The organism is Gangjinia marincola (assembly GCF_039523415.1).
Lineage (GTDB): Bacteria > Bacteroidota > Bacteroidia > Flavobacteriales > Flavobacteriaceae > Gangjinia > Gangjinia marincola.
In genome coordinates this window covers 587,400-611,447 of the sequence record NZ_BAAAFG010000015.1, presented here as the reverse complement: position 1 = coordinate 611,447, position 24,048 = coordinate 587,400, and the positions used below count along the sequence as shown (strand labels likewise).

Annotated in this window: 25 protein-coding genes and 1 tRNA gene; 15 read left to right on the top strand and 11 right to left on the bottom strand. The window is 36.8% G+C overall.

Translation table 11 applies throughout. The features are described 5' to 3' along the window. Positions 1-11: 11 nt before the first annotated feature. Entirely contained in the window at positions 12-1,049 is a 1,038-nt protein-coding gene (locus ABD000_RS10560) for a sensor histidine kinase (protein ID WP_343767108.1), read from the top strand. Continuing rightward, positions 1,046-1,771: a LytR/AlgR family response regulator transcription factor gene (locus ABD000_RS10555; protein ID WP_343767105.1), complete on the top strand. Its 726-nt coding sequence runs from the start codon at positions 1,046-1,048 to the stop codon at positions 1,769-1,771. The genes ABD000_RS10560 and ABD000_RS10555 overlap by 4 nt, the downstream gene beginning before the upstream one ends. Here the strand turns inward: ABD000_RS10555 and serS are convergent. From serS to ABD000_RS10525, 6 genes are all read right to left on the bottom strand, one after another. Beyond that, the gene (gene serS, locus ABD000_RS10550) at positions 1,768-3,039 is read right to left on the bottom strand and encodes a serine--tRNA ligase (RefSeq protein ID WP_343767101.1); all 1,272 of its coding nucleotides are present in this window, start codon (positions 3,037-3,039) and stop codon (positions 1,768-1,770) included. The genes ABD000_RS10555 and serS overlap by 4 nt on opposite strands. Before the next feature lie 92 nt (positions 3,040-3,131). Further along, positions 3,132-4,463, bottom strand: coding sequence for an HTTM domain-containing protein (locus ABD000_RS10545; protein ID WP_343767096.1), 1,332 nt, complete (start codon positions 4,461-4,463; stop codon positions 3,132-3,134). After that, on the bottom strand, positions 4,460-5,401 hold the full coding sequence (locus ABD000_RS10540) for a bifunctional riboflavin kinase/FAD synthetase (protein WP_343767092.1): 942 nt from the start codon (positions 5,399-5,401) through the stop codon (positions 4,460-4,462). Before ABD000_RS10540 ends, ABD000_RS10545 begins: the two co-directional genes overlap by 4 nt. A gap of 3 nt (positions 5,402-5,404) precedes the next feature. Then, the gene (pth, locus tag ABD000_RS10535) at positions 5,405-6,031 is read right to left on the bottom strand and encodes an aminoacyl-tRNA hydrolase (RefSeq protein WP_343767090.1); all 627 of its coding nucleotides are present in this window, start codon (positions 6,029-6,031) and stop codon (positions 5,405-5,407) included. A gap of 84 nt (positions 6,032-6,115) precedes the next feature. Then, positions 6,116-6,757, bottom strand: a complete 642-nt coding sequence (locus tag ABD000_RS10530) for a 50S ribosomal protein L25/general stress protein Ctc (RefSeq protein WP_343767088.1) — start codon at positions 6,755-6,757, stop codon at positions 6,116-6,118. A 24-nt stretch (positions 6,758-6,781) separates the two neighbouring features. Next, entirely contained in the window at positions 6,782-7,726 is a 945-nt protein-coding gene (locus ABD000_RS10525) for a ribose-phosphate pyrophosphokinase (RefSeq protein WP_343767086.1), read from the bottom strand. A gap of 227 nt (positions 7,727-7,953) precedes the next feature. Between ABD000_RS10525 and ABD000_RS10520 the strand changes: the two genes are divergently transcribed. Beyond that, positions 7,954-8,033: transfer RNA gene (locus tag ABD000_RS10520), tRNA-Leu, on the top strand. A gap of 299 nt (positions 8,034-8,332) precedes the next feature. Here ABD000_RS10520 and ABD000_RS10515 read toward each other — a convergent pair. Further along, positions 8,333-9,406 carry a T9SS type A sorting domain-containing protein gene (locus ABD000_RS10515; protein ID WP_343767084.1) on the bottom strand — a complete coding sequence of 358 codons (1,074 nt, stop codon included), beginning with the start codon at positions 9,404-9,406 and terminating at the stop codon, positions 8,333-8,335. A 116-nt stretch (positions 9,407-9,522) separates the two neighbouring features. Here ABD000_RS10515 and ABD000_RS10510 point away from each other — a divergent pair, with 116 nt between their 5' ends. The 4 genes from ABD000_RS10510 (at position 9,523) to ABD000_RS10495 (ending at position 12,774) form a co-directional block, all read left to right on the top strand. Beyond that, on the top strand, positions 9,523-10,101 hold the full coding sequence (locus ABD000_RS10510; RefSeq protein WP_343767081.1) for a HupE/UreJ family protein: 579 nt from the start codon (positions 9,523-9,525) through the stop codon (positions 10,099-10,101). Between the two features lie 80 nt (positions 10,102-10,181). Beyond that, positions 10,182-10,610, top strand: coding sequence for a deoxycytidylate deaminase (locus tag ABD000_RS10505; RefSeq protein ID WP_343767079.1), 429 nt, complete (start codon positions 10,182-10,184; stop codon positions 10,608-10,610). Then, positions 10,611-12,203: a S41 family peptidase gene (locus ABD000_RS10500; protein ID WP_343767077.1), complete on the top strand. Its 1,593-nt coding sequence runs from the start codon at positions 10,611-10,613 to the stop codon at positions 12,201-12,203. Positions 12,204-12,468: 265 nt separating this feature from the next. After that, positions 12,469-12,774: a GIY-YIG nuclease family protein gene (locus ABD000_RS10495; RefSeq protein WP_343767075.1), complete on the top strand. Its 306-nt coding sequence runs from the start codon at positions 12,469-12,471 to the stop codon at positions 12,772-12,774. Positions 12,775-13,559: 785 nt separating this feature from the next. Here the strand turns inward: ABD000_RS10495 and ABD000_RS10490 are convergent. Then, positions 13,560-13,760 (bottom strand): hypothetical protein, encoded by a 201-nt coding sequence (locus tag ABD000_RS10490; RefSeq protein ID WP_343767073.1) that lies wholly within the window; start codon positions 13,758-13,760, stop codon positions 13,560-13,562. Then, complete coding sequence (locus tag ABD000_RS10485) at positions 13,760-14,350, bottom strand: MarC family protein (protein WP_343767071.1); 591 nt, start codon at positions 14,348-14,350, stop codon at positions 13,760-13,762. Before ABD000_RS10485 ends, ABD000_RS10490 begins: the two co-directional genes overlap by 1 nt. A 191-nt stretch (positions 14,351-14,541) precedes the next feature. Here ABD000_RS10485 and ABD000_RS10480 point away from each other — a divergent pair, with 191 nt between their 5' ends. The 4 genes from ABD000_RS10480 (at position 14,542) to ABD000_RS10465 (ending at position 19,362) form a co-directional block, all read left to right on the top strand. Beyond that, positions 14,542-15,117 (top strand): DUF3109 family protein, encoded by a 576-nt coding sequence (locus ABD000_RS10480; RefSeq protein ID WP_343767068.1) that lies wholly within the window; start codon positions 14,542-14,544, stop codon positions 15,115-15,117. A gap of 27 nt (positions 15,118-15,144) precedes the next feature. Further along, the gene (locus ABD000_RS10475) at positions 15,145-15,669 is read left to right on the top strand and encodes a hypothetical protein (RefSeq protein WP_343767065.1); all 525 of its coding nucleotides are present in this window, start codon (positions 15,145-15,147) and stop codon (positions 15,667-15,669) included. Between the two features lie 185 nt (positions 15,670-15,854). Continuing rightward, positions 15,855-16,466 carry a hypothetical protein gene (locus tag ABD000_RS10470; protein WP_343767063.1) on the top strand — a complete coding sequence of 204 codons (612 nt, stop codon included), beginning with the start codon at positions 15,855-15,857 and terminating at the stop codon, positions 16,464-16,466. A 124-nt stretch (positions 16,467-16,590) separates the two neighbouring features. Beyond that, positions 16,591-19,362, top strand: a complete 2,772-nt coding sequence (locus ABD000_RS10465; protein WP_343767061.1) for a CHAT domain-containing protein — start codon at positions 16,591-16,593, stop codon at positions 19,360-19,362. Between the two features lie 230 nt (positions 19,363-19,592). Here ABD000_RS10465 and ABD000_RS10460 read toward each other — a convergent pair whose 3' ends face one another. Both ABD000_RS10460 and ABD000_RS10455 read right to left on the bottom strand, forming a co-directional pair. Further along, on the bottom strand, positions 19,593-20,321 hold the full coding sequence (locus ABD000_RS10460) for a tetratricopeptide repeat protein (RefSeq protein ID WP_343767059.1): 729 nt from the start codon (positions 20,319-20,321) through the stop codon (positions 19,593-19,595). Further along, positions 20,321-20,866, bottom strand: coding sequence for an RNA polymerase sigma factor (locus tag ABD000_RS10455; RefSeq protein ID WP_343767057.1), 546 nt, complete (start codon positions 20,864-20,866; stop codon positions 20,321-20,323). The genes ABD000_RS10460 and ABD000_RS10455 overlap by 1 nt, the downstream gene beginning before the upstream one ends. A gap of 228 nt (positions 20,867-21,094) precedes the next feature. Here ABD000_RS10455 and ABD000_RS10450 point away from each other — a divergent pair, with 228 nt between their 5' ends. The 4 genes from ABD000_RS10450 (at position 21,095) to ABD000_RS10435 (ending at position 24,012) form a co-directional block, all read left to right on the top strand. After that, entirely contained in the window at positions 21,095-22,429 is a 1,335-nt protein-coding gene (locus tag ABD000_RS10450; protein WP_343767054.1) for an OmpA family protein, read from the top strand. A gap of 23 nt (positions 22,430-22,452) precedes the next feature. Next, a complete protein-coding gene (locus ABD000_RS10445) occupies positions 22,453-22,800 on the top strand; it encodes a DUF4870 domain-containing protein (protein WP_343767052.1) in 348 nt (115 codons plus the stop codon). A gap of 135 nt (positions 22,801-22,935) precedes the next feature. Next, a complete protein-coding gene (locus ABD000_RS10440; RefSeq protein ID WP_343767049.1) occupies positions 22,936-23,448 on the top strand; it encodes an outer membrane beta-barrel protein in 513 nt (170 codons plus the stop codon). Positions 23,449-23,472: 24 nt separating this feature from the next. Then, entirely contained in the window at positions 23,473-24,012 is a 540-nt protein-coding gene (locus ABD000_RS10435; protein ID WP_343767046.1) for a hypothetical protein, read from the top strand. The last annotated feature ends 36 nt before the right edge of the window (positions 24,013-24,048 follow it).

Genomic DNA, 24,048 nt, shown 5'->3' with positions numbered 1-24,048 from the left:
TAGTAAAAAACTTGATTAAAACATTGAATAAGAGTTCTAGAATAGGGTTGCATGTTCTTTTTTGGATTTGTCTCTTCTCAATCCCTTTTGGATTGAGTTTTGGTCAATTAGGTAGAATTGAATTTGACATTGCATTTAGACTCATTATTAATATTTCTCTTTTTTACATCAATTACAAATTAATATTGCCTAAATTTTTATTTAATAAATCAATACTGCATTATACACTAATATCACTATTAACTCTAGTAACGTACAATGTATTTATCAGTTTGCTTCCATTATCCACTCCATTTGATGCAATTGAAAACCTAAACTATTCAGGACGATTTGGATTTAAATTTCGCAATGCTAAGTATATAATCACCATGATATTATCCTTGTCATTTTATTTATTAGGCGGTGTATATGGACTCATTGAAAATTACTATCACAGGCAAAAAATTGAAAGAGATATTGAGATAAGTAAAACAGACACAGAATTACAATTTCTAAAAGCGCAGCTGAATCCACATTTTTTATTTAACTCTCTCAACAGTATATATTCTCTAGTTCGTAATAATTCTTTAGAAGCTCCAGAAGCCGTAATTACTCTATCAGAATTAATGAGATATATGGTTTATGAAGCTAATAAAGTTCAAGTTCCCCTTAAAAAGGAAATAGAGTATATTCAAAATTACATAAAGCTCCAAAAGCTACGCTTAGCTAATAATCAATATGTTATTATTAAAGTTGTCGGAGATCCAAATCCTTATCACATTTCACCACTCATTTTTATTTCGTTTATAGAAAACGCATTTAAATATGGGACTGATTACAAAGGTGTAACTCACGTGGATATCTTGATTACAATTGTTAGACAAAGAATTATATTTAACGTAAGTAATATGATCGGAGTATTTGAAAAGGATAAAAAAAATTCTGGAATTGGATTAACAAATATCAAAAATAGATTAGAACTTTTATATCCAAATAGCCATGAATTAGATATTCATAAAGATGATTACCATTATAAGGTAGAATTAAGTTTAAAATTACATCAAGTATGAATTGTATAATTATTGACGATGAGCCCTTAGCAATTAATATTATAAAAACATATTGCGAAGAAATTGGAGGAATTAGAGTATTGGGGACATTTACAAACGCTTTAGAGGCAATCAAAATGTTGAGTACAGAAGAAGTTGATCTTATTTTCATCGATATTGAAATGCCGCAGATTAATGGAATAGACTTTATACATTCGTTAAACAAAATACCTCTGTTTATTTTTACAACAGCTTATAGCCAATATGCGTTAGAAGCATTTAATCTAAATGCAGTTGACTATTTAGCTAAACCAATTCCTTTCTACCGTTTTGTCAAAGCTATTACTCGCGCTAAAGACTTATATAGTCAAAAAAAAAGACTTTCAACTCCCTCTCTTATCACAACACTTGGGAATATATCTCCTGTTAAAGAATATATATTTGTGAAATCAGAATATGAGAATTTGAAGATTAATGTTTCAGAAATAGTATACATACAAGGTCTCAAGGACTACCTAAAAATTTTTATTGAATCCTCTAGTAAATCTATACTAACATTAATGAGTTTTAACGAAATGATGAATAAACTCTCAGAGGCTCATTTCGCTAGAGTACATAGATCGTACATCATCAATATTAATCAAATTGATGCTATTCAAAGAAATAGAATTCTAATTAAAAATAAACGAATTCCTATCGGTGAATTCTATCGTAAAGAATTTTTAAAAAAAATTGATCTTTAACTTATTACCTTAAATCCTGTATAGGGAACTAATACATTAGGAATTTCAATACCATCCTTAGTTTGATAGTTCTCTAATATGCTAGCCAAAATCCTGGGTAACGCTAACGCACTTCCATTTAAGGTATGTGCCAACTGCTTTTTTCCATCGGCTGATTTGTAGCGCAGCTTTAATCGGTTCGCTTGAAAGGTCTCAAAATTAGAAACCGATGACACTTCTAACCAGCGTTCTTGTGCGGCAGAGAATACTTCAAAATCATAGGTCAATGCCGAAGCAAATGTAAGATCACCTCCACATAATCGTAATACTCTGTAGGGTAATTCTAATTCTTGTAAAATTTCTTTTACATGATCTACCATATTTTCCAGGGCATTATAGGAGTTTTCAGGTTTTTCTACCCGCACGATTTCAACTTTGTCAAATTGATGTAAACGGTTTAATCCGCGAACGTGTGAACCATAACTCCCCGCTTCTCTTCTAAAGCAAGGTGTGTAAGCTGTACATAAAATGGGCAGCTGATTCTCCTTTAAAAGATCACCTCTAAACAAATTAGTCACAGGCACTTCTGCAGTAGGGATAAGATACAAGTCATCTGCACCAATATGATACATCTGCCCTTCTTTATCGGGCAGGCTTCCGGTCCCTATTCCGCTGGCTTCGTTAACTAAATGCGGCACCTGATATTCGGTATATCCCTTTTCAATATTTTTATCTAAAAAATAGCTGATCAACGCGCGTTGGAGTCTGGCTCCTTTGCCTTTATAGACAGGAAATCCAGCTCCAGTCACTTTAGTCCCCAGCTCAAAATCAATTAGATCATACTTTTTAGCAAGTTCCCAGTGGGGTAAGGCTTTATTGTCCAACGTAGGAATAGTCCCTTCAGAAAATATTTCTTCATTATCCTCATCATTGGTTCCGTGAGGCACGCTCTCATTAGGAACATTAGGTAATATAAAAAGCAATTCTGTAAGCTTATCTGAAGCATGCGCCAATTCCTCTGCCAGTTCTTTGCTCTTTTGCTTCAGTTCTCCTGTTTTCGCCTTTAGCGCATTTGCTTCATCAGCTTTTCCCGCTTTAAACAGTCCGCCAATTTCTTTAGCCATCGCATTACTTTCTGCCAGGGTATTGTCCAACGCCAATTGCGAAGCCCTTCGTTTATCATCTAGCGCAATGATATCATCAAACATTTCTTTAGCGTCAATATTTCGCTTTTTCATCGCTAATATATAGGCTTCCTTATTCTCTTTAATATCATTAACTAAAAGCATGATGAATGGTCTATGAGGTGATAAAATTTGATTAGAACGTAATCGTAATGACTGTGTATTTAAAGGCGACAAAGGTACACAATGCACCTATATTAGTCCAGTTTTGATGGTAAAATCCAGGGGTTATGTTTAAAATGGTAATAAGGCGCTGCTGCCATATCAACAGTTGGATCGATTAGTATTTGAGACTTTCTACCATTTACACTTACTCTCGCCCTTACGTACACTTCTATTTCTTCTCCTTTTTCTGCATACTCTTCCTTTAATCGCTGGGCGAACTGCCATATAAAGTCAGGCTTTGTATTTATGCTCCGCAGTTGTTTAGGCGAAAGATAATCCCGCTTTCTAACATAAGTTTCCTTTCCTGTTGTTTTATTGACAATTTTAAACGAAGAACTTCCGCTTTTACTGCGTAACATCATACGCCAGCTTAGACGGTGGCCTTCTTCGGTCCACAGTACATTATCTGTAAAAAACCAGTGTCTTGATGGTAAGGCGACTTGGATAATAAACCAAACGCTAAGGGCTGCAATAAATAAATTTTTATACGGTGGAACAATAATCTTTTCTTCCTCATAATATGGCTTTCGCCGAAGAAAGAGGCGATGGATCAACTCTGAAGGAAAAAAAAACAACGTAAACGCCAATGATAAATACGGAAAAATCCCAATTTGAAAAATGATACTGTTGAACAAATGAAAAAAGATAGAAACCACAAATGCGAAGGTTCTGGTTCTTTTATACAATAATGCCGGAATGATCAACAAATCAAAGAAAATCCCTACATAAGCAATTATTTTATGAATCCAGGGTTCTTGAAGTACATCGCCTATCAACCAGTAGTCTGCTCTGGCTTTCATTAATATACCGGGCACACTTGAATCTAACCAATCCGGGTAAAGTTTTGCTAAAGCGGCGTAAGTATACACAATCCAAAGTTGTAAAATGATAAACACCAACACCCATCTGGGCATTGAGATCTTTTTGAAGGATGGTTTTAACAAAACATCAATAGACGCATATCTACTTGCCGGCAAAAAGCACATGATAAAGTTGAGAAGCATCAATAAGTAATAGTGATTATTGTACGAAGATTTTTGCATTAGATAAACACAAGCCCACATCACTGCATAGGCTAACATGCTCCAGCGGTATTTTAGCCCAATCATGACAAAAACCCCAAAAATTCCCATCAACCCAAAATAATAATACATCCCATCGCCTGGAAGTGGTTGCAAAAAATCGAATCCAATAAAATTAAAGGTGAATTGAGGTTCCACAAACACCCTCTTGACCCAGCCCGTAGCAATAGCTCCCCAGGCCTCACAGGTAATTAAGAAACCAAAACACATTCTAAAAACGACCAGTGCACTATTGTCGATCTGCTTAAAAAGATTTCGTTCAAAAAAATGTGTTGATATCATGGCCGTGTGCTGAATTTATTCAAAAACTCTTTTGAATAAGCCTCATCCTTTTTCATGGCAAGCACAAGTTCTTCAATACTCTCAAAATTTTCTTCGTCCCTAATGCGCTTGAGAAGCTGGACTGATAAATAGCTGCCATAAAGGTCTTGACTCAGCTCAAAAAAGTAGGCTTCAATGGTTTGCGCTTTTCCACCTACGGTAGGATTGTTTCCTATGTTCATCATGCCAAAATAAGGTTGGTTGTCAATCACAGATCTAATGATATAAACGCCGTTTCGGGGAATGATCTTGTACTCTTCGGCAACGTGAATATTTGCCGTAGGATATCCTAATGTTCTACCTAATTGCTTGCCTTTAACTACTTTTCCGCCTATAGAAAAAGGATAACTTAGGTATTGATTCGCCAAGGTGATATCACCTTCTAAAATAGCATTTCTTACTTTAGTAGAACTTACTGAAACAGCTTCAATTTCTTGTTTGGAGATTTCTTCGACTTCAAAATCATATATCTCACCAAAAGACCTCAATTCTTTAATACTTGCAGTTCTGTTTCGACCAAACCTATGATCGTATCCAATAATAATTTTCTTAACGTTAAGCTTGTCAACCAAAACCTCTTCAACATACTCTTGTGCAGATAAACGTGAAAATTCCTTCGTAAATGCATGTATGACTAAATGATCCAAGCCAATACTCGAAAGGATTTGGGTACGTTCCTCAATCGTATTGATCAATTTGATATCACTATCTTTTTGCAACACCATCCTGGGGTGTGGAAAAAAAGTTAATACAACAGATTCAAGGTTATAACTCTGGGCTGTTTGTATTAGCCGGTCAATGATTTTTTGATGCCCAACGTGCAACCCGTCAAAGGTTCCCACGGTAACAACCGTACGCCGACTACTTTTAAATGATGTTATCCCTTGATGTGTTTTCACTCTTTACGATTTCCCATTAAATGTATTCATTGTTCTGGCAATTCCTGCTGTACCAAAGGACTTAATCGCCTCTACACAATCATCCAAACGCTTATCTAATATTTCTTGCTCTTCTTGACTCCATTTTCCTAACACATAATCTATCTGTTTTCCTTTTGAGAATTGAGCGCTTATCCCAAATCTAAATCGATTATACGACGTCGTATTGAGTTGAGCCTGGATGTCTTTTAATCCATTGTGACCTCCATCACTTCCCTTTGTTTTAATACGTATTGTACCAAATTCAAGATTGAGATCATCTGTGATAATCAGCAAATTTTCTAATGCAATCTTCTCTTTCTCCAACCAATAGCGAACAGCTTTACCACTTAAATTCATAAAGGTACTGGGTTTAATTAAAGTAAATGATCGTCCTTTGAATTTATAGGTAGTTTTGTCTCCCAGTTTTGCAGATTCAAAGGATAATTCTTCTTTTTTAGCCAAATGATCCAAAATCTTGAACCCTATGTTATGCCTGGTATTGTGGTACTTTGGTCCAATATTTCCTAAACCGACGATCAAAAATTTTTTCATAGGATCTACCTCTTCTTTTTTTTCTGTTCTGAAAATTCTACCAAAAAATTGAAGCATGTATACGCGATATCAAATTTGAGTAAAAATAAAAAAACATCCGCCTAACGACGGATGCTTTTACATCTAATTACAAAAAAATAGTTATTCTGCGGCAACATCAGCCTGTGGCTCACCTTGCTCACTTGCCGGTACATCACCTGCTTCGGTCTCTTCATCATCCTCATCATCGGTTTCAACAATATTCCGAGAAGTACGTACTAAACAAACCACCGCATTATCGGGATGCATAAACGTATAATCTCCTGAAGCTAGATCAGACACTGATAATTTATTTCCAATTTTAAGTTTGGTAATTTCAGCTGTAATGAAATCTGGAAGTTTGGGAGGTAATCCCTTTACTCTAAGCTTTCTAAAGTTCTTTCTTAGCACTCCACCATTTTTCACTCCCTTTGGCGTCCCGATAAAATCTACAGGGATTTCCATCATCACCGGCTTATCATCAAAAATCTGGTAAAAATCGATGTGCAGAATACGATCTGTCACAGGATGAAATTGAATATCCTGTAAAATGGCATTGTGTTTTTTACCTTCTAGTTCAATTTCTACTGTATACACATTAGGAGTGTACACCAGGTTTTTGAATGCTAGCTCTGGTGCAGCAAAATGTACTGGCTGATCTCCCCCGTATAATACGCAAGGAACCTGATCAGCATTACGTAGGGCTTTAGTACTCTTTTTGCCCACGCTTTCTCTTTTAGATCCATTGATCAAAATTGACTTCATGTTAACTATTTAAAAATTAATAAATTACATTATAAACTTAGAGCTGATGGATTTATTCTTGTGTACGCGCTTCATCACATCTGCAAACAACTGTGCACAACTCACCACCTTAATCTTATTGCTCTTTTTTCTAAGCGGAATTGAATCTGTAACGATCAACTCTTCCAGCTTAGATTTTTCTACTTTTTCATACGCATCACCAGATAAAATGGCGTGTGTACAAATCGCTCTTACGCTTAATGCTCCCCGTTCTATCATTAAATCTGCCGCTTTAGTGAGCGTGCCTGCGGTATCTACCATATCATCGACCAGCACCACATTTTTACCCGTTACATCACCGATCAACTCCATGTGCGAAATCACATTAGCTTTTGCACGTTGTTTATAACAGATTACTACATCACTTTCTAGGGCTTTGCTATAGGCGTAAGCTCTTTTTGACCCTCCCATATCTGGCGAAGCCACGGTAAGGTCTGAGAGGTTTAGTTTCTGTAAATAAGGTAAAAAGATCGTTGATGCGAATAAATGATCTACCGGCTTTTCAAAGAAACCCTGAATCTGATCTGCATGCAAGTCCATGGTGATAATTCGCGTTGCGCCTGCTGTTTCCAGCATTTTTGCAATTAATTTAGCAGCAATTGGCACTCGTGGTTTATCCTTTCTGTCTTGACGCGCCCACCCGTAATAGGGTAAAACAGCGGTAATGTGTCGTGCTGAAGCTCTTTTAGCCGCATCCAGCATCAATAACATTTCCATCAAATGATCACTCCCGGGATGGGTTGATCCAATTATGAAAACACGCGTACCGCGCACAGACTCCTCAAATGAAGGCTGAAACTCACCATCGCTGTAATGCGATGTAATAATCTTCCCTAATCTAGCCCCATAAAGGTCAGCGATTTGCTGTCCTAATTCCTGACTTTGGCTACAAGCAAAAAATTTAGCTTCGGCGGTATGTTTAGCGGTCATGTTTAGATTACTTAAAACGAATGATTTACATCCTTTTTACAGGGCTGCAAATTTAGACAATAAATTACCATTATAAAGTAATCTATCTATTATTTTAAAGTGCATCCAAAAAAATGTTTTAATTTTGCACTTCAATTGCTTTATTGGCGGTACCAACGTATCGGGAGGTAGACGCCAAGCATTGAAAATAGTAATGGTGCAAGTCATTACTCCGCTTGAAATAAATAGCCTTGGTGGCGGAATTGGTAGACGCGCGCGACTCAAACTCGCGTTCTTAGGAGTGTGGGTTCGATTCCCACCCAAGGTACAATGCATCACAAAAAAGAGTGATTACAAGGCAAGTTTCAAAAATGGAGCTTGCTCTTTTTTTTTGAAATTTGTTGTAGGAATCGTTTTTTGTGATGTTCACGAGGAGCGTGAAGGGAACATTTGCTGTAAGCAAATGAATCCCACCGATGAAGTGCAATTCAAACGATTATTCCTTCTTAACTCATTCTAACGTGAGCAATCTCTTTTTTATTCTCACGAGGAGCGTGAAGAGAACAATGATTCACTTTATTTTTTCTAACGTTGTTATCTAATTTAATCTCCCAACTTCATCTATTCCTATTCTTTTACTAATTTTTTTATCGCTATACCTTCGACTGAAGATAGGTGTATAAAGTATATTCCCGGCGGCAAAAAAGAAACATCCAATTGATTTTGCTGTAGGTTAGCTGTCAATATTTGCTTTCCCTGAAGATTAAATACCTCCACCTTATCAATCACTACCTCTGAAGAAATCGTTACCACATCCTTCGCTGGATTAGGATAAATGCTTGCCACTAATGCGTGTTGATCGTTTATCCCTAACGAATTGGTTTGATAAAACACCATATCCTGATCTTCTCGAATGATGACTAAACGCTGTGCGCCATTGCCCAGTGTTTCAATTTCATACGTGAAAATTTGATTTGGATCATTATTCCCGTTATAAAATTCTTGATACAAAAGCTCAAAATCATAATTTGGATTGTTGGAACAGTCGGCAAGTGTAGAATTCATTCCTCCTGGAATCGTAAAGTCGTTGGAGTTGGCAATCTTTACGAATTGAAAAACGTGTCCATTACAAATACCTGATTGCGTTTCTTCATTTTCACTTACATTCATATAGAGATTGTCGCCGGTTTGCCCGGGGTAAATCTCATTTCCATCAATCTGTAGATGAGAAATATACCAGCTTCCTTCAAAATCATCTCCGCTAATAATTTGATTATTGTAAATAGCCGTATCACCGTCTGGATTTGTAATGATCAATTGATCAGCGTAAGTTTCAGTAGTAATCGCATACGTAAAGACTGCTCCAATAGGTTGATTTTGATAAAATTGATCGTGTATTGATTCAATCCCACCATTGGGATGACCAGAACAATCTAATAACGTGGCCGCCGCTCCAAAAAGCTCAAAATTTAAGGCATCTGTATCTAAATTAATATCCCCATATAAGCCATTACACGATCCTCCTTGAAAATTAGTCCCGCTTTCATCAAACTGCATGAGGTAAGCAAACTGATTGGACACAAATGATTCATCCCCATCAATGACTACTTTATCTAAATACCAATCATCAAAAATGATAGCTTCTTGAGCAAAATTAAAAAATGTAATAAGGCAACATACTGCTGTGTAGATGTGTTTCATGTGGTCATAATTTCTTTAAAATTAATAAAATAAGCTGAAAACTTATATGAAACACACTCTTTTAGATGAATTCCCGTTAATGTTTACCTTAGCAGGTATTAACAAAAAGAAATACTTTGTCACAATTTTGGATATATTTTGAACTGGGTTTATCTCATGTTCTGGATTGGAATGGTTATGATCATATTTTATTTTTAATTGTTTTAGCCGCTCCCTTTACGTTTAGAGATTGGAAAAAAGCACTCATTTTAGTCACTTTATTCACACTGGGGCATACAGCAGCGTTAGTACTATCTATCTATGAAATTATTGCGGTTAATGCTTCGTTGGTTGAATTCTTGATTCCGGCGACAATTCTTGCTACAGCCGTGTATAATATCATTACCGGAGGTAAAACTGCAGCAAATTCTAAAATACTATGGATAAGTACTATTTTCTTTGGGATTATTCACGGGTTGGGATTCTCTAACTATTTTAGACTTATTGAGAGTGGCAGTAGTTCAAAAATGCTTCAGTTAGTCTCTTTTGCTTTAGGTATTGAACTCGCGCAAGTGCTGATCGTTATTTCGGTCATTATGCTTACCTTTTTAATGACGAGTGTCATACGCTTTTCAGAAAAAGAATGGGTCCTTATTGCCTCTTCTGTCGTCATTGGGCTTTGTTTACCTATTCTAAGAGATACTGCCTTCTGGTAATTTTCCGAAGAAAAAACAAGACCCATATCAATAAAGAAAATAGCATAAATCGTATCTTCGAAACATAGAGATATTTCTGAATGACAGATCAAAAACAACTTAAATTTGACAAAGCTTATTTGCGTATTGCCGAAGAGTGGGCACAGCTTTCGCATTGTAAACGCAAAAAAGTTGGCGCAATAATTGTTAAAGATCGTATGATCATTAGTGATGGGTATAATGGCACTCCAACAGGTTTTGAAAACCCGTGTGAAGACGAGGATAATTACACCAAATGGTACGTGCTTCATGCCGAAGCGAACGCGATCTTAAAAGTTGCAGGATCTACTCAATCCTGCAAAGATGCCACACTCTACATTACCATGTCACCATGCAAAGAATGTAGCAAGCTAATACATCAATCGGGTATAAAGCGTTTGGTATACCGCAATCCCTATAAGGATAACAGCGGAATCAAATTTTTACAAAAGGCCGGTGTTGAAATAGTTTTAATTGAAGAGCTGATATAAATGAGTACGTATTCAAAAAAATATCTTCCGCTTATCATTGGTGCTGCCTGCTCTATCGGTATTATTATCGGCGGCAGACTGGATTATTTTGATGATTCAGGGTCGGTATTTAGTACTCCTAACAGTAAGAAAAAACAAAAACTTACCCGCCTAATCGATTACATAGACTATGAATACGTAGATGATGTAAATACCGATAGTATTGTGGATGTGACGGTCAATGGGATACTTAAAAACTTAGATCCTCACTCTACGTATATTCCGCCAGAGCAGTATGAACGCGTTGCTCAAAATATGAAAGGAGATTTTGTAGGCATTGGCGTAAGCTTTTACAATATTAATGATACCATTGTCGTGATAAGAGCACTGGAAGACGGCCCCAGTGAACGTGCCGGGATAAAAGGAGGGGATCGCATCTTATTTGCTAATGGGCAACAACTTTTCAATCGTAACCTGGATAATGATTCCATTACCCGCCAACTTAAAGGCGCAGCAAATACAAAGGTTAATCTTAAGGTATATCGCAAAACCGAAGATCGATTACTGGACTTCACTGTTACACGGGGAACCGTTCCGCTTAAAAGTGTAGATGCAGCTTACATGATCACCGATGACCTAGGCTACATTAAGATCAATCGTTTTGCAGAATCGACCTACAAAGAATTTAAGAAAGCGCTTAAAAATCTCAAAAATCAAGGTGCCAATCAACTTATTCTGGACTTAAGAAATAATGGTGGCGGTTACTTAAGCGAAGCCATTAAAATAGCAGATGAATTCTTAGAAGATGATAAACTCATTCTTTTTACGAAAAGCAAAAAAGGTGAAATCGATAAAACATTCGCTACAAATGCCGGAATGTATGAAAATGGGCAGGTATATGTGCTTATGAATGAAAATTCAGCTTCAGCTAGCGAGGTAGTCGCCGGCGCGTTACAGGATAATGATAAAGGAACGATTGTAGGTCGCCGATCTTATGGCAAAGGGTTAGTGCAACGCGAGATGTCATTAGGTGATGGCAGTGCAGTACGTCTAACGATTGCCCGTTATTTTACTCCGACCGGAAGGTCAATCCAACGTCCTTATGACGATGGGAAGGAAGCCTATTTTGATGAATACCTGGACCGATATGAAAATGGAGAATTGGAGGATGCCAAAAATATTGAAGTAGCAGATTCTTTAAAGTTCACCACTCCCGGTGGAAAAGTAGTGTATGGCGGTGGCGGGATCATCCCTGATGTTTTTGTCCCGAAGGATACCAACTACCAAAGTGAACACCTCAACTATCTATTGCGCAGTGGTGCAATGAACCAATTTACCTTTGAATACATTGAAAAAAACCGAAGTTATCTCAATTCTTTAGATAAGAAAACTTTTGTAGATGATTTTGAAGTAGAAGATCAAACCGTTCAAGATTACCTTTCTTATCTAAAGGAGTTCAATTATAATCTCACGATTACTGAATATAAAACGCTCTTAAAACGTTACCTCAAAGCCACAATTGGACAACAACTGTTTGGGAATACTATGTTTGAAAAGTTAGTCAATCAAGATGATCCATTGATTGATAAAGTAAAAGAGTTGGTAGAAGAATAGTATTTCTGCTCCCAAAGCCGTCATCGACAGGCTCTGACTGACAATTCTATATGTATCCGTTAACTCGATGTCGTCTTGAGCACTTCGTCAAAGCTTAGTAAAGGCTTGTCGAAGGATAATCAGTAAAATGAAAATATACAGTTCACAAGCCGTCTTCGACAGGCTCTGACTGACAACTGAAAACGCATAATCAAAACTTACTGTCATCCTGAGCTTGTCGAAGGATATCCTAGGAAAATTGGATTTTTCTTCTTTATCTTTCAGAATGAAATTTTATTACGTATACATTCTTCTATGTAGTGATGGTAGTTACTATACGGGTATGACAAGTGATTTAGAAAAACGAATTCAGCAGCATCTAGAAGGAAAAACTTACGACAATTACACAAGAAGTAGAAGACCGATACACCTAAAATGGTTCTTGCAGTGTTCCACACCTGATGAAGCCATACGAATGGAAAAGAAAATTAAAGGTTGGTCTAGGAGTAAAAAAGAAGCATTGATAGAAGAAAATTGGGATGATTTGGTCAAGTTTTCTAAGAATTATACACAATTTGGGAAACCTGATTGAAATTTGATTGAGTTGTAGACTTAAAGTGATATAGAAGTTGATTTGAACTAAATGTCATCCTGAGCACTTCGTCAAAGCTTAGTAAAGGCTTGTCGAAGGATAATCAGTAAAATGAAAATATACAGTTCATAAGCCGTCTTCGACAGGCTCTGACTGACAACTGAAAACGTAGAATAAAAACTTAATGTCATCCTGAGTACTTCGTCAGTGCTCAGTACAGGCTTGTCGAAGGATAATCAGTAAAATGAAAATATACAGTTCACAAGCCGTCTTTGACAGGCTCTGACTGACAACTGAAAACGTAGAATAAAAACTTAATGTCATCCTGAGTACTTCGTCAGTGCTCAGTACAGGCTCTGTCGAAGGATAGCCTAGAAAGACTTCATCTAATTTTTGATAAAATTCTTAGTTTCAGAGCCGTCTTCGACAAGCTCTGACTGACAATTCTATACGTATCCATTAACTCGATGTCATCCTGAGCACTTCGTCAAAGCTTAGTAAAGGCTTGTCGAAGGATAATCAGTAAAATGAAAATATACAGTTCATAAGCCGTCTTCGACAGGCTCTGACTGACAACTGAAAAAGTAGAATCAAAACCTACTGTCATCCTGAGTACTTCGTCAGTGCTCAGTACAGGCTCTGTCGAAGGATATCTTATAAAATACTATCTCATTAGTAACAGAATTTTTATCCTAAAACCGTCATCGACAAGTTGTGACTACAATGCATTTCAATGTCATCCTGAGCAATTAGGCAACACTCAGTACAGGCCTGTCTAAGGATAGTTACCTGCCTTTTGACTTAGCAGCAATTTTTTTAGAAACCAATAAAATCGTCATTAGAACTATAGCACATAGACAAGAGATGACTCCAATGAGAGCAATCTTACTGTCTTCTGCAAAGAAATCAGTATAGTTAACTAAGGTTAGATTATAGATCATCAAGGCAGCAGCAACGCCAATTAAGATGTAAGTGAAAATTTTCATTAGACAAATAATTCTTTAATGTTCGCAGCAAAGAGTTTCACTGAAATCGTTAACAAAATTACACCAAAAACCTTACGTATAATGTTAATTCCGTTTTTACCGATCAAACGCTCAATTCGGCTGGAGGTTTTAAGCACCACGTAAATCACAATTACGTTGAGTAATACCGCCACGATAATATTTTGAATGGCGTATTCTGCTCTTAGCGAAAGTAAGGTGGTGATGCTTCCCGGTCCCGCTATCAATGGGAAAGCCAGCGGAAAAACGGTAGCATTTAATCCTTCCTCCTCATCGGGTTTATATAAGGTCACATTAAGCACCATTTCTATCGCAATAAAGAATAGCACAAGGGCTCCCGCCACAGCAAAACTGTTTACATCTACGCCAATAACATTTAGGATGCTTTTCCCTAAGAATAAAAATATGATCATGATAACCCCGGCAATGATCGAAGCCTTTTCTGACTGAATATGACCTACTTTTTTTCGCAAATCAATGATAATAGGGATGTTGCCTATGATATCAATCACGGCAAAGAGCACCATAAAAGTGGCAAATATCTCGGTAGAATTCAAAGCGATGTCTTGCATTTTCAAATTTTTTGCAAAATTACTGCTATTCCAACTTATTTCTAACCAAGCACGTTAAATAAATATCAAATTTATGTAAGCTTAAAAAGGGTGGTATATTTGTGTTTTTATTATTTATGATTCAGGATGTAGAATTAAGAACAACAAGTAAATACTAACAACTAGAGACTACCAGCTAACAACTAAAAAAAATGTTCCAACTGGGTAAAACCATTGTTTCTGAAGAAATTATTACCAACGACTTTGTGTGCAACCTCAACGCGTGTAAAGGCGAGTGTTGCGTGGCGGGTGAAGCAGGTGCTCCACTGACCGAAGCTGAAATAGACATTTTAAAAGAGATTTACGATGATGTAAAGCCCTTTTTACGTCCGGAAGGTATTAAAGCCATAGAACAACAAGGAACCTCTGTGATTGGTAAAGATACCGAACCTGAAACTCCGCTAGTCAATGATAAAGAATGTGCTTACGTCACCTTTGATGAGCAAGGCATCACCAAATGCGGAATCGAAGAAGCCTACAACGCCGGTGCCACAGATTTTAAAAAACCCATTTCCTGTCATTTATACCCGGTTCGTGTGCAGGATTACAGCGAATTTTCTGCGGTCAATTATCACCGCTGGCCAATTTGCAGCGATGCCTGCACCTTAGGAAAAGAACTGCAAGTACCTGTTTATAAATTTGTTAAAGAAGCATTAGTACGTAAATTTGGTGCAGCTTGGTATAGTGAACTAGAAAAAACAGCAATCAAATTAAAAAATAATGTGTAGCTTTATCTTTACTAAAAATACTACTTTATGAAAAGTAAACTTGCATTACCCCTAATTCTTTGTATCCTTACATTATTTTCCTGTACCACCGAAGAAAACGAAATTCAATCTCCTTTAAATGATCAAGGAGTCAATGTAGAAGATAGATCATCTTCTAGCGCGAGAGAGTATGTCGAAGATCAACTTTATGATTATTTCTTAGATAACATTCCTGAACAATATAGTCATGATCAAAATGGCAGAGATATTATAGTACTTCCTCCACCACCGAAACCAAGTCCTTGCTTTGCCATTTGTCCGGTTCCAAGAAGCCCATCACCTAAAATCTTAGCAAACGACCGTACCTTAAGCGTAGTGATTAAGTTAGATGGGAGAATCTACCAAACTGTAACATCTTCACCAAGCAACTTAACCATCTACAATGAGAATGGCAATCAAGTTTTAATCACTCAAACATTCACGCTTCCAGTTTTAGGTAATGGAGATTATAGTTTTGAAGTGACTAAAAGAATAGATGGTAGAGAAGTGTCTTATGAAATTCCTCTTGAATAGGCAGGCTCATAACTATTGCATAAAAACTCAATTAACACGTTAATCATCATTTGGTTAGCGTGTTTTTTGTCTATAAAAATAGTAGATCGTCTAAAAACATTGGAGTAGCCCAAAAAAAGTGTGTATTCTTGTTAACCTGTTTGCGTCCCCAACACCAAATAGTGTATAATTTAAACCAACACACAATGAAAAAAGTTAATTTTTTTGCGCTTATTGTAGGCGCATTTATGATCGTAAGCTGTAATAGCTGTACCCCCGGGGATGCAGGAGATCAAAATGAAATCGAAGCTGGAGAAGCCTATTTTGAACTTCAACTACACCAGCATTATTTGACAAATGAATTAGTTCGTTTGGAACAAGAACTTCAAAATCCAGATGCAAATCAAGATGAAGTTCAGCAGCAAATAGAAATGAATGAGGGCTATTTGGATTACGTATCCTCAAACCTTAATAATTTAGAAAAATTAGGATTTGTACTACCTCCATTGCCTAATCCTTGTGACCCTGATCCAGGAGTATCTATCTGCCCGGTTCCTAGAAAACCTAAAAAACTTCCTGTCATATTTATTGGTCAAGAAGATCTTATAGATTTTAATGTAATAGAAAGTAATGAAGAACCCGGTGGAGAAGTGGTTGAAGTCGTTAGCCCAGGCGATCTTGGATTTGAAATTGATCAGGAATCCTTCGGATTTATCATTGAGTTTTCAGATAGTGAAACCCATTGGCTCAGCGTTGAAAAATTCTTTGAACCTACAGGTGAGATGATTAGTTATAGTGTTGCTGTGGAAAGAATGTAAATCGAAAAAATAATTTAACTTTAAGCCCTTGTAAATCAAGGGTTTTTTTATGAATCGAATTTATCTTTGTATTTTATTATTACTCCACTCGCTTGTCGGATATTCTCAATCCTCAGAAAATCTAATGTCTAAGGCGGAGAATAACATTTATAAAAATAAAGATAGTACTCTGATTTTTTTAAAAAGTGCCCAAAAATTACAGCTTGATGAACATAAATTTGAGGAGTTTTTCCATACATATCGATGGATGGTCTTTCTGCATAGTTATTATAACGACTTATCTCAATTAAATAAAACGTTAGAAAGTTTTATTAAAGATTTATCGAGATATAAAAACCAATTAAGCAATACACTTTTTGAAAGACAATTTAATGACGCACTACTTAATAAAGCTATTCTTGAGTATAAATTAGGTAATAACAATAATGCTAAAAAAATTCTAAAATCCCAACTAAATAAATTAAATGACACTCTAAATTTCAAATATTTTGATGACCCTCATGGAAATATTGTAGTTACTTCTAACTTTTTACGCGAAATTTATATTAGTGAGAATAAACTAAATTTAGCACAAAATATAATTACTGATCAGCTTAATAGTTTAGAACAGTACAATGAAATTATTGATAATTGGCAATCTTATAAGGTAGATGCAAATTTTGCCCTTGGTAAAATTTATAGTAAACTGAATAAGTTTGATGAAGCTATTGACCTTTACGAAGAAACTATTTCTTATCTAATAGAGTTTTCTAATAATGATTTGACGAAAAACTACAAATTCTCTGCACAAACCAAACTCTTAAACCTCTACATCAAAACCAATCAGTTTGATCAAGCCAAAGCTTTAATCAACCAATTAAATGAACAGGATTATCTCTATAATGACAACCCAAAGTTTACTATTGAATACACCATGTCAAAAGGCGATTACGCCTTAGCCACTAAAGATTATGAGCAGGCCATTACCTTGTATCAAAAAAGCTTAGCACAAACTAAAGCCTATCGTTCTACCGCAGTTCATGAAGACCTAGCTCAAGCACATGCCAATAGTGCGAAGGTGTATGCTGCGCAGGGAAAGTTCAACAAAAGTCTGCAACAGCTTCAGGAAGGATTGCAACGCTTATCTGCCTCGTTTAACGCTTCAGAGATTGCACAAAATCCAACACCAGACCAGGTGATTTCCAAGATTGCACTGCTGCCCATACTTCGGCAGAAATTAGAACTCCTTCAACAAGCCTATTCCGCAGAAAAAAAGAATAGCTACCTCACTCAGGCACACCAAACGTCACTTGCCATCGTAGCAACACTAGATGCCTTAAAACCAGAGTTTGAAAGTAAGCTGGACAAACAATTCCTGATTGATGAGACGTATCCATCGTTTAATCTCATGATGGCGAATGCCTACGCGTTACACCAACAGACTAACGACGACCAATACCTTGAGGATGCCTTTTTATTTTCAGAAAAGAGTAAAGCCATTTTGTTATTAGAAGCACTGCAAAGTTCACAAGTGGAGTCGTTTGCAAACGTACCACAGGAAATCATCACCAAAGAACAAATTTATCGCGCACAGATCACTCAGCTGGAAAAACAGCAAATGGAACAAGGCGCTACGCCTGGGGTTGATGAACGACTGGTTGGGCTTCGCGGAGATTATTTTAGCTACCTGGATAGTATTAAAACGACCTATCCCAAATACCATGAATTAAAATATAACGTTGGTGTCACCTCTTTATCAGAACTGCAGCAAAAACTGGATGACCAAACCACCTTAGCCTCTTTTTTTAGTCAGGATAATACTACGTATGCCATTCTGGTTTCTTCTCAAGAGAAACATTTTATAAAGCTTTCTGCTTCACAGGAGGATATGACTGAATTAACTAATTTTTGCAAGGATATTTCGATCATTGAATCAAATTCATCCCTTGACCGTCTCAAGCAAACCTCAGCCGATATTTATACTAACCTATTTAAAACTATTTTTGATTCAATTAGCACTCCGCGTGTCGTTATTGTGGCAGATGGTGGTTTGAATTATCTCCCGTTTGATCTATTGTATGATGCTGAACAAGAGGCTTACTTAATTAATGAATTCGCTATAAGTTATGCCAATTCTGCGACCCTTTATACCAAGCAACAAGATAAAAAGCCCAGTGATCAACATCAATTGATGGCATTTGCACCAAGCTTTAGTGGTGAAGTACTACCTATTGCGTCAGAACGGGTAGACTTTGGACCTTTAAAGTATAATACGCAAGAAGCTGGGCTGATTTCAACCTATTTCAACGGGCAACAACTGGTGGGTGACCAAGCATCGCTCTCTAGATTTAAGGAGATTGATGATACCTACAACATCTTTCACTTTGCTACGCATGCAGCGGCAAATGATGAGTTTCCAGATTATTCCTATTTGGCCTTTGCACCAAAAGACTCCATTCAAGATTTATTGTACGTCAAAGATTTGTATACGTATTCCCTTAATGCAGATTTAGTCACCTTGAGTGCCTGTCAAACCGGGGTAGGAAAACTCAAAGAAGGTGAGGGAATGTTAAGCATTGCACGTGGATTCAACTATGCAGGAGCTTCATCTTTGGTCACTTCACTATGGAAAGTGAACGATAAGTCGACCGCTACCCTGATGAATTACTTCTATACACATTTAGATGAAGGAGAAAACAAAGCCGAAGCCATGCGCATGGCTAAATTAGATTATTTAAACAATACAGATGATGAATTGTTAAAACATCCCTACTACTGGGCTGGATTTGTAGTTTCTGGCAACACACTGCCGCTAACTGCTGCGTGGAGTTATTGGTGGTATGTGTTGATTGGAGTTGTGCTATTGGCAGGTATACTGTTTTTTTCAAGAGGCAGAAATCTTCGTAGTAAGAGTTAAGACTTTCAAAGATGCTAAGTGCCTGTTTGAAGAGGAATTTAGGGAGATATATTATGTTATAAAGGTAGTATGTGTGGAAGTCTTTTCTGCTAATACGACATATACATTACAACCATGACATCTTGTTATCCACTTATGCGAATTCGCCGGTGGTAAACAAAAGAAGGGAGCTACGTTGAGTAGACAGAAAAAAGAAAAGTCCTTCCCTTTGGGAAGGATTTAGGATGGGACTACAACTCCTCTAAAATCTCTTTCGACTTGGCAGCTTTATATCCATTGTTTGAAACCAGCAATTCAAAAAGAGGTTTAGCCATATCGGCACGTTCGGTCTTTAAATAACTCAATCCCAGATACCATAATGATTTAGGTTGAAAGTCATCCTTAAGAGCTATGTGTTTCTCCAGTAAAGGAATTGCCTGATCGTATTGATCTAATGCCATGTAGGCATTAGCTTGATACAGCAGATAATATCCCTCATTAGTAATAGTATATAACGAGTCAAATTGCTTAATGGCAAACTGATAATTTTCCATTTCATATGCAGCAAAGGCTTTTGTAACAGCATCCTCACTAACTTCACCTCGTTCAATAGGCTTTACCACATTTTCATAAGGTTCATAGTATGCAAGATATAATTCATCTGGACTTTGACTGGAAAACTGCAATGCACCATAAATACCTACTGCAATTAATGCAACGATAGAAGCTGCTACCAACCAAATCTTTGGTGTAGTGGATTGTTGAGATGTTGTAGCGTTATTGAGTTCTTCTTCAAATCCCTGTAACAATGCCTTTTGTTCTTCTCTTTTGTTGAGATTGATGGCTTGTTTTACATCATTTCTAAAATCCACTTCTTTAGAAAAAGCCGTGTCATTTTTAAGAAGAGCATCAAATTCTGCTTGTTCCTCTACAGTAAGCTTTTGCTCAAAATACCGTTCAATTAGTTCTTCGCGTTCCATTAATTTGTAGGATTTAATACAGCTTGCCGCAAGCTTTTTAAACAGCGCGATTTTTGGCTTTTTACTGTATTGTTATTTTCATAGTTTTCAGAAACCCGTATCTCATCAATCGTGTATCCCCGATAGTAAAATAATTCGAGGATTCTCTTACAGCGATCTCCAAGCATACTAAAGCCTTCTTTTAAAAGAATCTGCTGTTCGCTTGGGGCGTCTTCATGCAGATCCAGATCGTATTCTTCCTCCTTTAGTGTGTTCTCTTCTACCAAGGTTAACTTGCTCTGCTTCCTAATTTTTTCATAAATTTTATACTTGCCTATTCCAAATAGGTACGTTTTAATACTACTGCTTAATGAGGACAACTTACCAGAGACGATATTTTCTTGCAGCGCAATAATAGCATCCTGATATACATCTAAAATTTCATCTCGGTCCAAGTTGAATTTTAATGCATAATTGATAAATGGCTCACGGTTAGAAATATAAATTTCTTGCAGAGCCTCTTCATCTCCTTTTTTAAGCGCTTCCAGGGTGGTTTGTTTAGTCATTTAGTGTTGGATTGCGTTGCAAGGTTAACCTTAACTCTCAAATAAAATGCCTTTTATGTTAACCTATACGCAGTAGGCACATAAAAAGATAATTCAATATAATTTATTTGAATTAGCCAACAAAGATAAAAGCTGCTTTTTCAAAGTGGCTTTTACAATTTTATCCCCTTAACGTGTTAACCTGTCCATTTAAAGAACATCAATAAGAAAACCAATACCTAAAATATCATGAAACTAAAACCAACACTAGTACTTTTGATAGGAATATTCTTTTTTTCGGTCTCCGCCGAAGCACAATTCCTTAAAAAATTAGGAAAACGCGTTGAACAAGCGGCAGAACGAACCGTACTTAACAAAAGTGAACAAAAAACATCTAAAGAAACCGGAAAGGTCTTCGATAAAACCGTAGAGGGAAAAGGAAAGAAAAAAAAGAAGAAGTCTAACTCCTCTAAAAACAAAGATAATGCAGAACCCGGTGAATCAACAACAGATGATTCTATAGAAAATGAAGGACCGGGGTTTGGGGTCAATAAAAAGTTTGACTTTGTCCCCGGCGAAAAACTTATCGCCTATGAGGATTTCTCGCAGGACGAAGTTGGTGATCTGCCCGCTAAATGGAATTCATCCAATAGTGCCGAAGTAGTCACACTCAACAATCAAGAAGGACGTTGGATTGAAATCGGTCAGGGTAAAGGAGCTTTGGTGCCAGAATTTATCAATACGTTTCCAGATAATTTCACGCTGGAGTTTGACGTGGTCTTTGACTATAATGTTGATACGTATGCGTACGTAAGAAACTTTGTTCTTGGTATTTCTGACCTTTCTAATCCCGCATATCAAATGGATAGACCCGATACCGGTAAAAACGGATTTATGTTCGCTATAAATGGTGGAATTGGAGGTGGTGGAAGCGTGAAATACGCAAAATACACGACAGATAAAAACCTAAATCTAAAGGGTGAAAAGAAAATTGGTCAACTCAATAAAGATAATCGTGGGCGAGGTGAAAAAATGCACATCTCGGTATGGCGACAAAAACAGCGTTTACGCGTATATGTAGATGATCAAAAAGTCTTTGACGTTCCCCGTGCATTTGAAAAAAATACAGACATCAATCACCTAAGGTTCTATGCAAATATTTCTCCAACAGACATGTATTACTATTTGGGTAATGTTAGGTATGCGGTGGGCAAACCCGATATGCGCAGTAAATTGATTACCGAAGGTAAACTCGTCACCTACGGGATTACCTTTGATAGCGGTAGTGCTCAAATTAAACCAGCTTCAAACGGAACACTCAAAGAGATTGCTTCAGTATTAAACGAGAATACTTCCAAAAACGTAACAATTATCGGTCATACTGATATTGACGGATCTGATGCGTCTAACCTTGAACTTTCTAAAAAGAGAGCAGCTTCGGTCAAGGAGTATCTCGTAGAAAATTTCGGCGTAAGCCAAAAACAACTCAGCACTAATGGAAAAGGAGAAACAGACCCCTTAGAAAAAGGAACTGATCCTGCCAGTAAAGCTAAAAATCGCAGAGTAGAATTTATTGTCAACTAAACTTATAAACGTAATACAACATCATGGAAACTAAAACTGAAACAAGCCTTACCGATAGCGGCCAGGACAAAACCATAGCAATTATCGCTTATCTTACTCTAATTGGGCTAGTCATTGCATTTGTGATGAATAGTGAAAAAAAGCATGAATTTGCCTCATTTCATATTAGACAATCCCTGGGATTAATGCTCACCGGTTTTGTGGTAAGCTTCATTAATATCATTCCCATTCTAGGACAAATTATTTGGTTAATCGCGGCTGTTGGTCTATTAATCTTTTGGATTATGGGATTGATGAATGCAATTAATCACAAACAAAAACCGCTTCCTATTTTAGGAGACAAGTATGCTCAATGGTTTAAGGGAATTTAATATCAGTTGACCAACTGATGCTTAGAGAAAAAGTCGCATGACCAGGTGTTTTGCGGCTTTTTTGTGTTTGTGTGTTAACCTTCTTTACAAACACACATAAAAGAGTGTAATAACCTAATTAACAAACTTTTTATTATGAAAACAATAAGTAAATTACTAGTGGTCGCAGCAATCACTTTATGTTCAATTCAATCAAACGCACAATTTTCTGCGGGTGCACAAGTCGGTTATGGAACCGAAAGTGACTTTGCTGGACTAGGTATAGGAGTAAAAGCCATGTATGACATTACCGATACCTGGAGCGGTGCGGGAGATTTCCTTTATTTTTTTGGTGAAAGTGGAGACGGTTTTGATTCATATTCAACTTCTATTAACCTGGACGCACACTACAACTTTCTAAACGAAGGCGATGGCCTCAAAGTATATGGAGCTGCAGGAATTAACATTACCAGTTTCACAATTGAATATGACGATGATTTTGGCTTTTTTGGTCAAGATTCTTTCTCGGCCAGTGAAACAGGATTAAATATAGGTGGCGGAGTATTCTATGACTTATCTGATCAACTTATGCTCAACGGCGACTTAAAATATGTCCTCTCAGATGCAGATCAGTTGATTCTATCAGCTGGTGTGATGTATAAATTCTAATCCAAAATTCTTAATAAAATAATCATGAAAAAATCTCAACACGTTTTAAAAAATCTATTTCTATGTTTATTCACAATCGCTCTCGTCATTTCTTGCGATGAAGTTGAGGAACTTACACAAGTGGACATTGACAATACGATCACAGAAAATATATCGGTACAAGTTGCTGCCGGCGATGAAGACATTCAATCTTTCTCAAAATCCATGACCATTGGTATTGATAATCAAGAAATCAATAACAACCGCGATAAAATTGAAGGATTAGTCATTAACGCTATGTCTTATACCTTTAAGAATGTAAATGGTAATGAAGAAGCCTTGGTTTCTGGTAGTTTAAACATTGGAGGGAAAATAGTTACGATTGATCAGACCAATCCCTTAGAAGATCAAGTGAATCAAATTGTAACACAAATACAAGATCCTTCTTTTTTAAATGATGTCGCGGTATTACTAAAAAATAATGAAAGCATCGATTTAATCTTAACCGGCAATGCAGAAAATGCGCCTGTCGATTTCACGATGGAATTAAAATTAGACGTCACTGCCACGGTAGAAGGATTATAATTTCATCCTAATCCTGTTAAAAAGAGCGCTTTTCAA

What these genes read in the sequence shown, in the direction of transcription:
- ABD000_RS10440 (WP_343767049.1), top strand. Translation starts at nt 22,936, where the DNA reads ATGAAAACAATAAGTAAATTACTAGTGGTCGCAGCAATCACTTTATGT.
- pth (WP_343767090.1), bottom strand. Translation starts at nt 6,031, where the DNA reads ATGCTTCAATTTTTTGGTAGAATTTTCAGAACAGAAAAAAAAGAAGAG.
- ABD000_RS10470 (WP_343767063.1), top strand. Translation starts at nt 15,855, where the DNA reads ATGAAAAAAGTTAATTTTTTTGCGCTTATTGTAGGCGCATTTATGATC.
- ABD000_RS10525 (WP_343767086.1), bottom strand. Translation starts at nt 7,726, where the DNA reads ATGACCGCTAAACATACCGCCGAAGCTAAATTTTTTGCTTGTAGCCAA.
- ABD000_RS10480 (WP_343767068.1), top strand. Translation starts at nt 14,542, where the DNA reads ATGTTCCAACTGGGTAAAACCATTGTTTCTGAAGAAATTATTACCAAC.
- ABD000_RS10435 (WP_343767046.1), top strand. Translation starts at nt 23,473, where the DNA reads ATGAAAAAATCTCAACACGTTTTAAAAAATCTATTTCTATGTTTATTC.
- ABD000_RS10555 (WP_343767105.1), top strand. Translation starts at nt 1,046, where the DNA reads ATGAATTGTATAATTATTGACGATGAGCCCTTAGCAATTAATATTATA.
- ABD000_RS10545 (WP_343767096.1), bottom strand. Translation starts at nt 4,463, where the DNA reads ATGATATCAACACATTTTTTTGAACGAAATCTTTTTAAGCAGATCGAC.
- serS (WP_343767101.1), bottom strand. Translation starts at nt 3,039, where the DNA reads ATGCTTTTAGTTAATGATATTAAAGAGAATAAGGAAGCCTATATATTA.
- ABD000_RS10505 (WP_343767079.1), top strand. Translation starts at nt 10,182, where the DNA reads ATGACAGATCAAAAACAACTTAAATTTGACAAAGCTTATTTGCGTATT.
- ABD000_RS10465 (WP_343767061.1), top strand. Translation starts at nt 16,591, where the DNA reads ATGTCTAAGGCGGAGAATAACATTTATAAAAATAAAGATAGTACTCTG.
- ABD000_RS10455 (WP_343767057.1), bottom strand. Translation starts at nt 20,866, where the DNA reads ATGACTAAACAAACCACCCTGGAAGCGCTTAAAAAAGGAGATGAAGAG.
- ABD000_RS10460 (WP_343767059.1), bottom strand. Translation starts at nt 20,321, where the DNA reads ATGGAACGCGAAGAACTAATTGAACGGTATTTTGAGCAAAAGCTTACT.
- ABD000_RS10445 (WP_343767052.1), top strand. Translation starts at nt 22,453, where the DNA reads ATGGAAACTAAAACTGAAACAAGCCTTACCGATAGCGGCCAGGACAAA.
- ABD000_RS10530 (WP_343767088.1), bottom strand. Translation starts at nt 6,757, where the DNA reads ATGAAGTCAATTTTGATCAATGGATCTAAAAGAGAAAGCGTGGGCAAA.
- ABD000_RS10495 (WP_343767075.1), top strand. Translation starts at nt 12,469, where the DNA reads ATGAAATTTTATTACGTATACATTCTTCTATGTAGTGATGGTAGTTAC.
- ABD000_RS10450 (WP_343767054.1), top strand. Translation starts at nt 21,095, where the DNA reads ATGAAACTAAAACCAACACTAGTACTTTTGATAGGAATATTCTTTTTT.
- ABD000_RS10475 (WP_343767065.1), top strand. Translation starts at nt 15,145, where the DNA reads ATGAAAAGTAAACTTGCATTACCCCTAATTCTTTGTATCCTTACATTA.
- ABD000_RS10485 (WP_343767071.1), bottom strand. Translation starts at nt 14,350, where the DNA reads ATGCAAGACATCGCTTTGAATTCTACCGAGATATTTGCCACTTTTATG.
- ABD000_RS10490 (WP_343767073.1), bottom strand. Translation starts at nt 13,760, where the DNA reads ATGAAAATTTTCACTTACATCTTAATTGGCGTTGCTGCTGCCTTGATG.
- ABD000_RS10500 (WP_343767077.1), top strand. Translation starts at nt 10,611, where the DNA reads ATGAGTACGTATTCAAAAAAATATCTTCCGCTTATCATTGGTGCTGCC.
- ABD000_RS10515 (WP_343767084.1), bottom strand. Translation starts at nt 9,406, where the DNA reads ATGAAACACATCTACACAGCAGTATGTTGCCTTATTACATTTTTTAAT.